This window comes from Patescibacteria group bacterium, assembly GCA_018819405.1.
GTDB lineage: Bacteria > Patescibacteriota > Patescibacteriia > UBA1558 > GWA2-36-10 > XYD1-37-29.
The window spans coordinates 563,510-578,785 of sequence record JAHJQF010000001.1 but is presented as its reverse complement, the minus strand read 5'-3'; the positions used below and the strand labels follow the sequence as shown (position 1 = coordinate 578,785).

Sequence of the window (15,276 nt, the reverse complement as noted above, 5' to 3'; positions counted from 1 at the left end):
ATCAGAATAATAATAAACAACCATGCAATCTGATAAATTAAATTGTGTTTTTTATTTTTCATATATATCTATTCTATACCTTTTGATTCTGATACATAATCTCTATACGGAAGATCGGCTTTTTCTAAACCAACTTCTCTAAAATTATCAATAAATTGATTCAGCTTATTTTTTATTACATTTTGATCTGATATATCTTTATTTTGAGTTATAATCTCAAACTCCACAAAATTACCGACTCCCTCTACATTATCAAACATAACATTCTTGGTATAATGCCCATCAACTTGAGTATACACCTCTCTTTTTTTAATAACCGTGACATATTTATAAAAACCCAGTGATTCTAAAAATCTTATTTTCTCTTTATATTCGGATTGGTCCATTTGTATATTATATTCGTTTTTAATAAAAAGATTAGAATCTGACTCCGATTTACCCTTATACGTGAATTCCTTCTTTCCATTTTTATCACGGAACCTCAAACATACTCTATCTCTTATAAAAGTTTTTTCTTTGTCGGTAAAATAATCATCTATTTCTTTGATTAAGTCTTTTTTTCGAAAATTATACTTCTGGCACAAAGATTTCAATTTATCAATATCTTTACATCTAAATTTTGCTTCTGCTTCTAATATATTACTTTTATTAGGCATTTCTTTTGGATCATTTTTTATATTTCTAAATCCTCCCAATCAATGTATTCACCTTCTTTTATATGATATTTACTCAATGAAAACCCCGGTTTAGTTATATCAAAGGCCACAAACTTTCCCTGATCTAATAAATATACTTCATTCCAAGCATGTCTCATATTTGGATTATCTTTTATATATTTTCCATCGATTAGCTTGTTTGGCACACCTAAAGTTCGAAGGATAGAAGCAACCAATGTTGCTAAAGAACCACAAGAATATTGTCTTTTACTATATAAATCTTTAGCCGAAATAAATCGGGATTTTGCAAGATCATTCACTATTTCAACCTTGTGTAATCTTGGATCAAACTCTTGTCTAATAAGTTTAAAAATTTTATGAACAGTGTCTTTGTCTACTTTATCTAAATTTAAAGTTTTAATTTTACCTAAAAGCTCCTCCGAGCAATTAGCTGTGTATTTGCCAAATTTTAAATATTTTTTATTTTCTTCGGTCATATCTAAAATTATAATTTCTTTTCCATGTTTATCACTTTACCAGTTTCCTTAAATCCAAACTTTTTATATATATGAACTGCTGGATTATTATCTTGGAAAACTCCTAATCTTATCTTTTTGGCTCCCAATTTTTTGGCTTCATTTTCTATAATCTCCATTATCTGTTGGCCATAGCCCATACCCTGGTAAACCTTATCAACTATCATACCAAAATTTACTCTGCCCAAATCATCGGACTGGACTAAGTTGAACCAGGCAATTTTTTTACCATCTACAGTAGCAATAAAATTATGTCTATATTCTGACTGACCTGACTTCATCAAATGTTTATAGTCTACCTTTTTGGTCAACATATATTCCGTATGGTCTGGACTAAAAAGTGAAGCTATAAATTTGAAATCACCTTCTGTTTTTGCTTGATAGTAATTCATATTATATGATATTATTTATATATAAATTAACTCAATATTATGAATAAGAAACTAAGTAAAAATATTAAATTAGTTTTGGATATACTGTCAGATGAAGTAAAAGGTGATGTAAAATCTTCTTTGAAAAAAATGCATCGCGACTATACTATGACCTGGGTCTACCAAAATAGAAAAGGTGTGTTGTTTCCCAGATCGGAGAAAATATCCCCCAAAGACCTATCAGAAGTATATGTGATAAAAGATCGACATTATGATATAAAAAACATCGCGGAAGGAAAAAATCTAGTAATAGTAGAGATGATAGAAAGCTATACTGATCCAAAAACCAAGAAAAAATTTCGCACTCCTTTAGTAATAGTACTAGAGTTTAAAGATGGTAAGATAAAAACTGGTAGACACTACTGTGACCCAAAACTCTCATATCTATATCTTAGTAAAGAACAAGTAAATAAGGCTTTTAAAAAATAATTTCTCCTCGGTGGTTTTTATACTATTTATTAAAGATCAATTTCTAAACCGTCGTATGAAATAAAATGGTTTTCTGACAATTTTTCTTGCATTTCCTGATGGTTCAAACTGGTCAAATGGGAAATACTATGAAAATAAACTTGTTTTGCCTGAATTTTATCAACTAACTGCAATATATCTACATTATGCAAATGATTTAGTTTTATTCCTCTGAACTTATCAGTAAAAAGATAAGTGCCGTCTGCAATCAACACATCAGCTCCTTTGATTTTATCCAAAACTTTCTGCGGTACTTTATAATAATCTGATAAATAAACTACTTTTTTTCCTTCATGCCCCAGCATATATCCAAAAGTGTTATTAATATCATTTTCTGAAAATTCTTCATCTATTGTAAATGCATGATATAAAGGCAATGGTGTTATATCTACCCCGAAAATATTAAATTTTTTATAGGGCTCTAACAACTGAAAATCAAATGGCAAATAACTAAATTCTTTATCTATTTTATCTTTTGTGGCAACAGATCCGTATAACAATGGCCTAGTCTCCAATCCCTTTGACCAAGTCAAAAGTTCATGCAAACCATACATGTGATCAAAATGCCAATGACTTACTAAAAAATTATTAACGTTTGGTAAAGAAAACCTGGTGGATTGCAGCCTTATATCAGGGCTTATTTCCATCAAGAAAGTCCCCTGTTTGGTCTCAACCATAAATTGTGGACGAGTACGAGCGTCTTTAGTATATAAATTTTTGGATGCCTTCTGACAAATATCGCAGTTACAAAACGATGCTGGAATACCTTGCCAAGCTCCTGATCCTAATATCTTTATTTTCATACATTTATTATAATAATTTATCAAACAACTAACAATATTGGATGCCCCTGCACCTTGTGGCACAGGGGCTATAAACAGAGAATATATTCGATTGACTTTCCTCCAGAGCCTCTTTTTACAGGATCGTCGTAGATACGACTTACAACAAAACCTGAATCGGCAGCCATCCTCTTGATGGCTTCATTATCAGGCGTACTGTCCATCCTCACGACTTTGGGCTTATACCGATCACGAGCTAACTTGACCCCTTGTCGGAAGATAAGCATCCCCAAACCAATCCCCCGATAACTAGGGTCAACAACTGTGGTGGAAAACTCCAAAATATCCTCCTTTTCGTCAACAATTCCTTTGCAGCCACGGCAGCCAACTATTTTGTTTCCATGTATAGCCAGCAACCAAAAACCTTGCTTTTGTATTTTTACCACCCTTTCTCTAATGCTAATGTCCCTACTAGACAATGGTAGGACAAAAGAACGGTCTATGTCCTCCCGACTCAAAAACTCACACAACTCGACGATTCTACTGTCTTCAGCTACTACTAGCTGAATATAGTCTATCAGAGACATAGCCTCCTCCATCCTTGCAGACCAACTTACGAATGTAATCTGGTGGTCTTTCGACTACCAAATACTCCTGCCCTCCAAAAGATCCTCTCCGAGCTGATAGCTCTATTAGGTCACCAGATGCAAAGGCTCCATTATACAAATAAAGCCAAGTGAGTATCTGGTACGTCTGCCCATCGCTTTCGAATGGAATGACATAAGGAGAGTAATAGGAGCCTTTCCCATCTATTACCCTACCTCGCAAAACAAGACGATCTCGGCAATTGTCAGTATCGCAAAGGTGGTCAGCGCGTACAGCCATATCAACAAAATTAACTGATATGTGCAGACCGCAAAACCATAGATACTTCCACTTATTGCCAAAAATCAAATCTATGTCCTGCTTAGACAGCACCTCAAAGACATGATACTTTCGATAAGCGTGTTGCATATCGAAAGTCAACATCCTAGGGACATCAACTACCCTCTGTTTAACTGACCATAATTGATTGGTATACAAAACCCAATCAAAGTCAGAGTCAGAGAGCCGACAGCCCGATGCACTACTACCAGTCAAACCGTGAAAATTGTAATCTAGACCCAGATAGTCCATGAACAAACGCGTCCTAATTTTATCCTGAAAGGACAAAGAGTCAAAAGCTCTCCTTGCAGAATACACTCTGACGATGCTGTTCCTGTCTACCAAAAACTGCTGCTGACCAGGTAAATCTAATATCTTCCTGACGTAGGGAATCTTATATCCCAACTCATAAGTTGCTTTCTTATATACACGGCCGTCTATAAGCCTATTCCCCATAGAAGAGGGAAACAAGCTCAAAGTAGCACGGCAATATTCTCCATCAAAGTTACCATTTATTGTGAGTATTTCGCCCGACCTGACCATAATCAAATCGTAGCAACACAAAGTTTGCTGAGTCATGATTTCCTCCTTTCTCTTAGGAAGTCAATTACCTTTCTCTCTTTATTTTAAAGAGCTATGTTTAGAGCCGTCGCTATATTTATAGCCGTCTCTAGCTTCTACTCTAAATATATAACAACAAAAAAAGACTGTCAAGTAAAAAAACAACCTCGGAGGTTGATTAACCTCGGAGGTTGTATTTATTTTGCCAGTTTCTTTGAAACCTGCTTTTTTATATATTTAATAATTTTTCTTTATCAAACCTGATAATAGCTAAATCTACTAAACGACGAATAAGCTCTGCTGATCCTATTCCGCTTGCTTCCCATAACTTTGGATACATACTAATTTTTGTAAACCCAGGAATAGTATTTATCTCATTTACAATTAACTTGTTTTCTTTTGTGAGAAAAAAATCTACCCTTCCCATTCCATAACAATTCAAAACTTTAAAAGTCTTAATTGCTAAATTCTGAATTTCTTCTGATAAATCTTTATTTAATTTAGCGGGAATTTCAATGATCGTGGTGCTACTATCATTATATTTCTCATCATAAGAATAAAATTTATTATTAACTAACTTAATTTCTCCTGGTAAAGATGCTTCAGCTATAATGTCATCCCCCAAAACGGAGCACTCTAATTCACGACCATTTATAAACTCTTCTATTATTATTTTATTATCATAGTTAAATGCTGCATCAAGAGCACTACTAAGTTGAGATTCGTTATCGACCATACTTATGCCCACAGATGATCCCATGTTAGCAGGTTTTACAAAGAATGGAGTTTTTAAAACATCATTAATTTCATTATAATTAATATCTGATTTTTGGGGTTTATTAAAATATAAAAAATTGCCTACCGGAATATTAGAATCTCTTAATACCTTCTTCATAATTACCTTATCCATGCCTATAGATGAACCTAAAACATCCGCTCCAACAAAAGGTATACCCAATATCTTTAACAAACCTTGGACTACACCGTCCTCTCCCATAGGGCCATGCAAAACTGGGAAAGCAATATCTATTTTAATTTTAAATAATTTATTAGAATTTGCCCCTTCAAAAACTAGAAATTCTCCCTTGCCCTGAGGTATAGGTATAATTTTTCTCATGTCGCTTAATTTGATATGGCCATTTGAAATACCATCAAAACTTTCATTATCTACTAATCTCCAATATCCTTCTTTATCAATAACTATCAAAATAATTTCAAAATTATTTTGTAATAAAGCTTTTCTTACAAAACCAGCCGACATGATTGATATATCATGTTCTGCTGATTGACCTCCAAAAATTAAACCAATAATATTATTATTCATTTTAATTATATTTCTTTTAAATATATTTTTATTTCCTGCCCTTCCAATCACTATTTACAATCCACTTCATACTAGTAAGCGCCTTGAGACCCATAGGACCTCTGGCGTGCAATTTTTGAGTAGAAATACCTACTTCAGCACCCAGACCAAATTCAAAACCATCTGTAAAACGAGTGGAAGTATTAACATAGACTGCTGCGGCATCAATTGTCCTCAAAAAAATTTGTCCCAGTTTGGCATTTTTGGTCAAAATTGCTTCTGAATGTCCCGAACTATACTCTTGTATAAAATCCATAGCTTGTTTAGCATTATTGACTGTTTTGATAGACATCTCCAAACCCAAAAATTCTTTGCTAAAATCTGACAATTTAGCTTTTTTTAATAAACTGTTGGGATAATATTTTTTTAATATATAATAGCTGACCGAATCGGCGCGCAGTAACACACTGTGCTTTGACAGCTCCTCTGACAATAACGCCAAAAACTTTTTGGCAATCTGACTGTCTAGTACCAAAGTATCCAAAGCATTACAGACACTTGGCCGCTGGGTCTTGGCATTCACCACAATCCTTACGGCTTTTTTCAAATCAGCACTTTTTTCTACATAAGTATGGCAAACTCCTGCTCCGGTCTCAATCACAGGCACCGAGGCATTGTCTCTGACAAAATCAATCAGTCTCCTGCCTCCACGAGGGACTATAACATCTATATATTTATTCATCCTTATCATATCAGCCACCAAACTACGCTGATTTGTGCCGATAAGCTGAACAGTATATTTAGAAAATCCATTTTTGACCAAGGCTTTTTGGATAATCTTTACCAAAATCTGATTACTATTTATAGCTTCTTTACCACCCTTGAGTACAATAGCATTACCCGATTTGAGCCCCAAACTAGAAATCTCTATAGTCACATTTGGTCTAGCTTCATAAATAACTCCCAATACACCCAAAGGCACTCTCATACGGGACACTACTATACCGCTAGGACGACGTTTTTCATCTGATATTTCTCCTATTGGATCAGGCAATTTGGCTACAGCCAACAAACTACGTCTAATTTCATCCAGACGCTAATCATTGAGCATTAGACGATCAAAAAATGGATGATCTTTAACATAATTTGATAGATCTTTTTTGTTGGCATCAAGAATTTGCTTTTTATAAAAGGCTATCATAGATGCCAGAGTAGTCAGCAACGCATTTTTTTGCTGACTACTTGCAGTAGCAAATTCCCGAGAAGCATCCTTAGCTCTCTTTCCAATAATGATAATATCTTTATTCATCCCGTTAGAAATTATAGTTAAATTATATATTAATTATTTACTATTATATCCTGTCAGAATTTTGTGAATTTCTAACGGGATTCATATTTCTTGGAAATTACTTTTGCCCTTTGATGAGCTGCTTTTAGAGCTCGACGCCACATAGATAAAAAATCTGTACTTATTTCTCTAATAGCTGCTTCGGTAGTGCCGCCTTTGGAAGTGACTGCTTGACGCAACTTTTTATTATCTCTCTTATCTACCTGTGCTAGCTTGGCTGCCCCAATGAAAGTATCTTTGGCTAACATAGCTGCCTGTCTTTTGTTGAAACCAAAATCTAAAGCAACACTTTCTAAGGCCTCGGCTGTAAAAAAGAAATAAGCTGGCCCGGAACCACTAATGGCTGTCACCTTGTCTATCATATCTTCTTTTTTTACTTCTAGAACTGCCCCGAAAACAGACAATAGACTATTGGTAGTACTTTTGACACTTTTAACAAATGCCCTAGGAGTATACCAAGCCGTGACACTATGCCCGACCTGTAATGCCAAATTGGGCATGGCTCGCACTACTTTTTTATGCTTTATACTTTGACTAATATGTTTATAGGAAATACCGGCCATAATAGAAACTACTAATTGATTTGGTTTTAATCGTCCTTTTATTTGTTTTGCTATATCATTAAACTGTTGTGGCTTTATAGAAAAAATAATAATGTCAGCATTGTCTATAGCTTTATTAAGATCACCGACCATATCTATATCATACAGCCCCCTTACTTTTGCTCTATTTTTTGCTTTATCAAAACCAGCTAAATATTTTCGGGAGCTAAATCTGCAATCCAAAAGCTGACTGATTATCGCTTGTCCCATATTGCCGCAGCCGACTACTAAAATTTTTTTATTTTTTTTCATATTAGTCTAAAATTATCTGCATGTATTATTTCTTTATCCAAAGATCTGGGGTTGTCCAAGGCTGCTTTTAAGCTTTCTGAGTCATAATTTACTACCCCATATCCCACTATACGATCAGTATCATCTATTACTTCTATTATCTGCTTGGCTTCAAAAAATCCTTTAATTTTATGAATACCTACCATCAAAAGACTTTTTCTGTCAGTCAAAGCTTTGACTGCTCCGGCATCTACATAAACACCTGTGGAAGCATTCTTGGCACAAAGAATCCATCTAGACTTAGCTGTCAAAGTAGTTTTTTTTGGTACAAAATATGTACCTATTTTTTTACCCTGTACAATATCACTTATATTGGCCGGTCTCAGACCACTGGCAACCCAGGTGGCTACTCCCGCACTGGTTGCAATCCTGGCAGCATTGACTTTGGAAAACATGCCTCCTATACCGCCAGAAGAAGGCAGACCATCCGATATTACAGAAAAAATTTCTTTAGCATCCTCTACCTTGTCTATCAATCTGGCGTCTGAATTTTTATTTGGATTATCTGTCATCACACCTTCTTGATTTGTCAAAAAAATTAGTTTGCTAGCCCCTATGGCTATTGCTGTGGTAGCGGCCAAGACATCGTTGTCCCCAAATGATAATTCATTAATAGTTACTACATCATTTTCATTAATAACAGGGATGATTCCACTGTCTAATAATCCATGAAGAGTTTGTAAGGCATTATCATATCGGGCTCTATGACAAAAATCATCATGAGTCAGTAGTGCCTGGCCGATATTGAGCCCGTGCTCGGCAAAAAAATTCTCATACTTGTGCATCAACCGAGCCTGACCAACCGAAGCATAAACCTGCCTCTTTACAATCGTATTATCACCATTTGATAAATACAGTGCCTCCTTGCCAGCCGCTACTGCCCCTGAAGTTACCAAAACAACCTGGTAACCCTGTTCATGGAGTTTTGCCAGTTGTTTTACCAAATTAGCTATCAAATCATTATTTAGATTTGAGCCATTGGCGGTCAGGGTATTTGTACCAACTTTTACTACTATTATTTCTTTCATATTCACAAAAAACTCTTAGCCGCTGCCAAGAGTTATTACTTAATAAAATTTATACTTAATATATTCAAAACAACAACATCCCTTAGCGGGCGCTAAAATCTATTTCGCGAGGATGCGGGGCTTGGTTGTTGCTGAATAATTTTTTCATAACTATCAAAAATTATAAGGCATCCTCAAATTGTTGTCAAACTACAATATATAAAACTATATTATATATAAAGTGTGGAGGCAGACATATCAGCAAGATGCAAAATACGTCTGCCCCCTAGGAAAATCAGATGTACTGAGCCTCCTTTCTGGCGTAAAAATCACGATTGGCAGCGAAAGATGCGTGGGACAGAGTTGCCGAGGGCTGGAATTTACCCGGCAAAGCGATCTTTCCATCGTTGTAAAAATTGTTCTCTTTCTTCAAAAAATTTACTCCAAGCCTTGTCCTCTTTTTCCATAATATCTTTGAAATAAATATTATTTACTACTGTAAAAATCTCTTTAGCCTCTTCTATATCTTTATTTGGAAAATATTTATTTTTATAATCACTCTTTCTAAACATATAGTGATTGGCCTCGTGGCAAACAAGCATTATCATTACATTGATAGATGAGGCTGAAATAGATATTCCGTCCTCTATATCCATAGAATAAGGCGTGGAATTTATATATACTGTAAAATTTTCTGGAATTGATTTTTTAAATATTTTATATATACCAGCTACAAAATATTTATCAATTTCTTCTGTCCATTTATCATTAAACTGTTTGACAATCTCTTCGGTCACTGGGTAGCTGCCAGTTTTTTTGACTTCACCAAAAATACTATCATGAGCTGACAATCTATCATGACACTGCTGGTCAATTTCTTTGTTATATATAAATTTCATAAACTTTATTGTGGGGGCATGCTACAGACATACCCCCGTAAAATCACGAAGAGCTCTACGAGCTACATTCGCAATCGCCATCTCCGCAGTCGCCACAGATCATCTCTCCTGCCACAGCACCACGGATGCTGAAGCCACTGAGATCTTCTCCCGTCTCGATACGCTTGTCCAGCATATCATCGACGATCTGCCGAAGATCAGACTGGTTGTTGTTCATTTCTCCATCCTTTCAAAAGCTTGGGGTATTAATTCACTAGGAGAATACTGCAGGTGTTGTACCAAGCAGCCTCCACCACACCTTGTTCGCAAATCGCAAGACAAACATTTTTCGTGTGGAAAACCGCCTGTCTTACGATAAAACCTTGATATTTTACCTCCTTCCATAAAGGTATCAAATTCCGCAGCGGTAGTAAAATCCTCTCCAAGCTTCCCGAGCTTGTAGTCAAACAAATGATGACAAGGGATTAGACTACCATCTGGTTCAAAAATGATACCTGTATGCTTCTGAAGTTGACAGATTGTTGAGAGTTCATTCCTTGAGACTAGCAAGTCAATAAACTCCCGCGGCAACAAACACAGCGGCAACAAGAAAGAAAAGGTACAGCGTACTCCGCTTTTCCTGATCAGCTCGTAACTCTGCACTGTCCTTTCTGCCATCTCTACGGGGCTAGGAACCCCCTGTGCACTGATTCTACCGTCGACTACATAAGGTCGGCAATAGTTTATAGACATACTTTGAGCATTGGATGATTGCATCCAATCCAATATCATCGGCAACGAATCCATGACACTATCTGAAAACGTAACCGAAATATTGTACTGCATGCCCAAAGCATTCATATTAGCTACCGCCCGTTCTACCTTATCCAATCCTGGCACACCAGTGTTTTTTAGGTACTCCGCTTGATTTGCCCCTTTCAAAGAAAGAGCTACTACATCCAAACCACTCTCCTTGAGATTGAACAAATATGACATATTTGCCAATCTCAAACCATTACTTACCATCATTACTCGTGATGGCTTGAGGCGCTTGATGAAAGACGATAGATCTTTGTGTATGGTTGGCTCTCCACCAATAAGTGTAAAAACGTTTATTGGTTTATTAGCCACCACACTCAATATTGACTCCAGAACATCTAGAGTCATACTAGAAGAACTATCAATCTTTTCTTTAGCGTAGCACCAATGGCAACGCATGTTACAAGATCTGTTAACGGTAAGCCAGCAAAACATAATATGCTCCTTTCTAAGCACCAAGGTTTCTAGACCAAAAAGACAAAATTGTGAGAGGACATTTTCTAGAGCCGTCGCTATGTTTATAGCAATAGAAATAACTTGTCAATAGAAATAATAAAAAAACCGCCGCGGCTTTGCCGCGGCGGTAATAAAACTAATATTATTTACTCTTACTATCCTCTGCCTCTTTTTTATACTCCGGTACTTCATGTCCGTCATATATTGGTATTTCAAATTGAAATACTGAGCCTTTACCCTTGCCTTCACTCTCTACCCAGATATTACCGCCGTGTTCTTTGATAATCTTTTGAGCAATAAATAATCCTAAACCGGATCCGCCGGTGTGAATCTGGGCTACACCACTACCTCGGACAAACTTTCTAAACAAAGTCTTGGCCTCCATTGGATCTATACCAATACCAGTGTCTTTGACCAAAAACTTTAGATTGGCCTTGTCATATTCTACCATCACATCAATCTTGCCCTCTGGAGTATATTTGATAGCATTGTCTACCAAGTTGAGTACTACTTCGCGCAGCTTGTCGGCATCAGCCAATATAAGTGGCGGAGCTTTTTTGGCTTTTTTGTATTTGAGTTTTACGCCTTTTTGATTGGCCTGATTGACAAGTTCCATCATCACACTTTCTATCATATCATTTATCTGGATGGGTTTTTTCTCCAGCTTGAGACGTCCTGATTCAATGCGTGATACGTTCAAAAATATATTTATCAGCCTGGCCAGCCTGGCGGAACTCTCAAAAAGATTGGCTATCACAGCAGAGATGCTTGGTGGTATTTTACCAAAATCACCGTCTATCATCATAGACAAATACCCTTTGATAGCTGATATAGGAGTGCGTAGCTGATGAGAAGCAATGGACAAAAATTCACTTTTGGCTTTGTCCAGCTCGCGCAAACGGATATTAGCATCCTGCAAATCCATATTGGCTTTTTGAAGATTTTTGTACAATTTCAAGTTGCGAGATACTATACCTACTTGGTTGGTAAGTGCTGTCATAATTTCTATATCAAGAGCTGATATTTTATCCTGTTTGACTGGCAGATAAAATTGAATCACACCGATTATCTTGGCTTCAGAAAATATAGGCACACCAACCACTGTCTTGATACCCAAAATTTCTTGAATTTTGTCTATTGCCTCTTTTTCTACCGGCGGGGACAAAAAGTCTGACATCTTATCGGAAAAATTTATCTTTCCATTGAGAAATGTTTGGGCTGACAAATTATAATTATTTTCTAGGTTTGTTTCATATTCACGTGGCTCTTGAGCAAGCATCCGAAAAGCTTTTTGAGCATTTTCATTGGACGTAATAGCCCCTACACGCAAAACTTTTTTTTCGCTGTCTACAAAACTCAAAATACCGCCAACATAACCAAGCTCTTTGGCAATAGAATCGGCGATCATTTGATTGACTTTTTTAAGATCTAGAGTGCGACTAACCATATTAATAACTACTTGCATGGTAGTCAAAAATTTGTTTCTATCCTCCAACGCCAGATTGACCTGCTTGAGATCTTTGGTCCTATCCTCTACTTTTTGCTGCAATTCTCTATTGAACTGCTCCACTTCCTCATAAAGCTTGGACTTTTCTATGGCATTGGCCACCTGAGGAGTGAGTACTTTGAAAAAATTGACATCATCATCATTGTAAAGGTCACCCGATTGCTTGGCGCTGATAAGAAATATAGCAGTAATATTTTCTGACTCTACTATAGGGACCACTACTTCTATTTTTAAGTTTTCTGCTTCTTTTATAAAATCTTGAGTTTGTTGGCTGATTTCTCCTTCCTTACTACCGCGGATAATTTCCTCTATTATACACAACTCTTTATTATTATTAAGATAAGCAACAAAATTCTGCGAAACACTAATTCCTGGATTATTTTTTTCAGACAACACAGGCTTTACTGAATAAAAAATGCCATTTTCTGGAATTAATACAGCTATATTTTTTATTTTGAGCCTAATGGTCAAGAGTTTAGATAATTTTTGCAATAATTTTTGCAAGTCAATTTCTCTAGCCAATATAGTACTAGCCTGCTGCAAAGCATCCTGATAATCTATTTTGTCTTTATAAAATATTTTATCTGTCACTTTGGCCCAAGTGCGCTTAACTGGATCCAAAAATACAACCACTATAAATGAAGTAATAATATAGGTAATTATTTTGCTAGTTTTGGTATTGCCCCCAACAGCCTCACCTACTACCAATACCGATAGGGCAAAAAAAGCAGCTACAGCAGCTACTAAGACACCGTACAATATACTACGGGTAAGGATTAGACGGATATTCATTAAACGATACTTAATTATTGCATAAGTAATCGCTAAAGCATAAAATCCTACTAAATAATTACCTATGGGATATATATGTGAAAATTGTGGCAGGAAGTTGAAGGCTCCACCACCAAAACCAATAAAAGCCGAGTATAAGACATACTTTATTTGTTGCCTTTTAAGACCTAAAGACATTTTCCGATTGCTAATTAACAAAAATACAGAAAATATTGCTAATACCATAAAAAATACTGGAAATACAAAATATAATGGTCCTGGATTTATCCAATACTCAAAATTAAATACTGACTTTAAACCTGTCTTAAAATATGGGGTCAAGCTAAATAATGATAAAAATATTGCAAATATATAATTAAATCTAATGAATTTCTTGTATTTATTCCCCTCCTCTGTTAAATTTGCTACAAAATCTACAAAAAACACTGGCAAAAATATAGCACCTATATCTAGAATTATTTGTGACAAATAGGCATATTGATAATTTTTAAAAAATGTTACACCAAACAAACCCATGCTCCAAAATCCGATAGACACACTGGTTCTAGCCCATAAGATACTTGATCTATTCTTATTCTTGATAAAAACAAAACTAGCTAATACAAAGCTCCAAATACTAGTAACTAAACTTGAAAAAGCAAAAGCATTCATTATTTCTTATATTTTAATATTTCCCAGTTATTTTTTATTGCCTCTCTATATAAAATATTATCTGGATTAACAACATGCGGACTATCAATTAATCTCAAAATTGGTATATCTGAATAATGATCTGTATAAAAATGTGTTATTAATTTATCACTGTCGAACATTTTTATGTATTCTTTTATGGCATTTAGACGAAAATCTCCTTCTATTATATACCCTAAAATTTTTCCAGTATAAACCCCATTTAATATCTCTAGATTAGTGGCTACAACATAATTAACTTTTAAATACTCCGCTATTTTTTCTACTATTGGTTTTAAACTCATAGAAACAAATACAACATTGTGTCCATTCTTCAAATGATATTTAACATCTCTTAATGCCCCTAAAAAAATATGATTTTTTATTTTACTTTGGAAAAAATCATCAACAATGTTCCGTAGTTCTTGTTCGCTTAGACCATTCAATAAACCTACATAAAATTTTATAGCTCTGTTTGTATTTTTTATAACTTTTAATTTATATAATATAAACCAAATTGCTAAAAATAATAAATATTTTTTACTTATCTTACCTTTATTCATCAAAAATTGAATAAAATATTTCTGTGTATAACCATCCACTATTGTATTATCTATATCAAAAAATACTAAAATGTCCTTATTATCAATCTTCATATACCTCACCTGAAAGTTTTGCTATTTTGTTCATTAATCTGCTAGTTTCTATATCATAATCTGTACTATCTAAATAAAACGACTCACCTATATTAATTATACATCTAACCAACCTCGGCTTTTTGCTATGCGGAGGAAAAGCATCAAAGGTATTTATTAGACCAATAGGAATGATAGGCACTTGATACTTAAAAGAAAATTTAACAGCTCCATTATAACCCTTGTGTAATTTGCCGTCTCTAGACCTAGTTCCTTCTGGGAATATACCTAAAACCCCTCCTTTTTTAAATAACCTATCAACATTTTTATACACTTCCCCTTTATTAGGGGATTCCCTATCAACTTTTATTTGCCCCGTGATTTTCATTATTGGGTGCCATAGTTTACTTTTAAAAAAAACTTCAGCTGCTAAAAAAGATATTCTTCTTGGTATAAAAGTAAAAAGTAATATAAAATCCAAATAACTTTTATGGTTAGCTACTATTATAAAAGAGCCTTTTTTAGGTATATTATTAAGACCACTAATTTTATCTAACCAGAACAGTTTGATAAATGGATAGAATAAATATTTCAAAATATAATATCCCATC

18 protein-coding genes are annotated in these 15,276 nt (G+C 34.9%); 1 reads left to right on the top strand and 17 read right to left on the bottom strand.

Annotated elements, in window-relative coordinates; genetic code table 11:
* Positions 1-68 precede the first annotated feature (68 nt).
* Genes KKH39_03000 through KKH39_02990 form a run of 3 tightly spaced genes read right to left on the bottom strand, consistent with a single transcriptional unit; the run spans position 69 to position 1,584 of the window.
* A complete protein-coding gene (locus KKH39_03000) occupies positions 69-695 on the bottom strand; it encodes a class IV adenylate cyclase (protein MBU1202982.1) in 627 nt (208 codons plus the stop codon).
* Positions 674-1,153, bottom strand: coding sequence for a transglutaminase-like domain-containing protein (locus KKH39_02995; GenBank protein MBU1202981.1), 480 nt, complete (start codon positions 1,151-1,153; stop codon positions 674-676). The genes KKH39_03000 and KKH39_02995 overlap by 22 nt, the downstream gene beginning before the upstream one ends.
* Before the next feature lie 8 nt (positions 1,154-1,161).
* Positions 1,162-1,584 carry a GNAT family N-acetyltransferase gene (locus tag KKH39_02990; GenBank protein MBU1202980.1) on the bottom strand — a complete coding sequence of 141 codons (423 nt, stop codon included), beginning with the start codon at positions 1,582-1,584 and terminating at the stop codon, positions 1,162-1,164.
* A gap of 39 nt (positions 1,585-1,623) precedes the next feature.
* Here KKH39_02990 and KKH39_02985 point away from each other — a divergent pair, with 39 nt between their 5' ends.
* On the top strand, positions 1,624-2,052 hold the full coding sequence (locus KKH39_02985) for a nuclear transport factor 2 family protein (GenBank protein MBU1202979.1): 429 nt from the start codon (positions 1,624-1,626) through the stop codon (positions 2,050-2,052).
* 29 nt (positions 2,053-2,081) lie between these two features.
* On the opposite strand, the gene KKH39_02980 is transcribed toward KKH39_02985, so the two are convergent.
* The 14 genes from KKH39_02980 to KKH39_02915 all read right to left on the bottom strand — a co-directional run bounded on the left by KKH39_02980 (position 2,082) and on the right by KKH39_02915 (position 15,275).
* Complete coding sequence (locus KKH39_02980; protein MBU1202978.1) at positions 2,082-2,894, bottom strand: MBL fold metallo-hydrolase; 813 nt, start codon at positions 2,892-2,894, stop codon at positions 2,082-2,084.
* A 68-nt stretch (positions 2,895-2,962) separates the two neighbouring features.
* On the bottom strand, positions 2,963-3,460 hold the full coding sequence (locus KKH39_02975) for a GNAT family N-acetyltransferase (protein MBU1202977.1): 498 nt from the start codon (positions 3,458-3,460) through the stop codon (positions 2,963-2,965).
* Positions 3,423-4,376, bottom strand: coding sequence for a hypothetical protein (locus KKH39_02970; protein ID MBU1202976.1), 954 nt, complete (start codon positions 4,374-4,376; stop codon positions 3,423-3,425). The genes KKH39_02975 and KKH39_02970 overlap by 38 nt, the downstream gene beginning before the upstream one ends.
* Positions 4,377-4,587: 211 nt before the next feature.
* Positions 4,588-5,682, bottom strand: a complete 1,095-nt coding sequence (locus KKH39_02965) for a D-alanine--D-alanine ligase (protein MBU1202975.1) — start codon at positions 5,680-5,682, stop codon at positions 4,588-4,590.
* Between the two features lie 28 nt (positions 5,683-5,710).
* Positions 5,711-6,730, bottom strand: coding sequence for a glutamate-5-semialdehyde dehydrogenase (locus tag KKH39_02960; protein MBU1202974.1), 1,020 nt, complete (start codon positions 6,728-6,730; stop codon positions 5,711-5,713).
* Positions 6,731-6,757: 27 nt separating this feature from the next.
* Positions 6,758-6,970 carry a hypothetical protein gene (locus KKH39_02955; protein MBU1202973.1) on the bottom strand — a complete coding sequence of 71 codons (213 nt, stop codon included), beginning with the start codon at positions 6,968-6,970 and terminating at the stop codon, positions 6,758-6,760.
* 71 nt (positions 6,971-7,041) lie between these two features.
* Complete coding sequence (proC, locus tag KKH39_02950; GenBank protein MBU1202972.1) at positions 7,042-7,863, bottom strand: pyrroline-5-carboxylate reductase; 822 nt, start codon at positions 7,861-7,863, stop codon at positions 7,042-7,044.
* Positions 7,860-8,930, bottom strand: coding sequence for a glutamate 5-kinase (proB, locus tag KKH39_02945; GenBank protein ID MBU1202971.1), 1,071 nt, complete (start codon positions 8,928-8,930; stop codon positions 7,860-7,862). Before proB ends, proC begins: the two co-directional genes overlap by 4 nt.
* A gap of 359 nt (positions 8,931-9,289) precedes the next feature.
* Entirely contained in the window at positions 9,290-9,808 is a 519-nt protein-coding gene (locus KKH39_02940) for a hypothetical protein (protein ID MBU1202970.1), read from the bottom strand.
* Between the two features lie 55 nt (positions 9,809-9,863).
* A complete protein-coding gene (locus tag KKH39_02935; protein ID MBU1202969.1) occupies positions 9,864-10,025 on the bottom strand; it encodes a hypothetical protein in 162 nt (53 codons plus the stop codon).
* Positions 10,022-11,005 carry a radical SAM protein gene (locus KKH39_02930; GenBank protein MBU1202968.1) on the bottom strand — a complete coding sequence of 328 codons (984 nt, stop codon included), beginning with the start codon at positions 11,003-11,005 and terminating at the stop codon, positions 10,022-10,024. The genes KKH39_02935 and KKH39_02930 overlap by 4 nt, the downstream gene beginning before the upstream one ends.
* Positions 11,006-11,204: 199 nt before the next feature.
* The gene (locus KKH39_02925; protein MBU1202967.1) at positions 11,205-14,012 is read right to left on the bottom strand and encodes a hypothetical protein; all 2,808 of its coding nucleotides are present in this window, start codon (positions 14,010-14,012) and stop codon (positions 11,205-11,207) included.
* Positions 14,012-14,686: an HAD-IB family hydrolase gene (locus tag KKH39_02920; protein ID MBU1202966.1), complete on the bottom strand. Its 675-nt coding sequence runs from the start codon at positions 14,684-14,686 to the stop codon at positions 14,012-14,014. Before KKH39_02920 ends, KKH39_02925 begins: the two co-directional genes overlap by 1 nt.
* A complete protein-coding gene (locus tag KKH39_02915) occupies positions 14,676-15,275 on the bottom strand; it encodes a 1-acyl-sn-glycerol-3-phosphate acyltransferase (protein ID MBU1202965.1) in 600 nt (199 codons plus the stop codon). Before KKH39_02915 ends, KKH39_02920 begins: the two co-directional genes overlap by 11 nt.
* Between the last annotated feature and the right edge of the window lies 1 nt (position 15,276).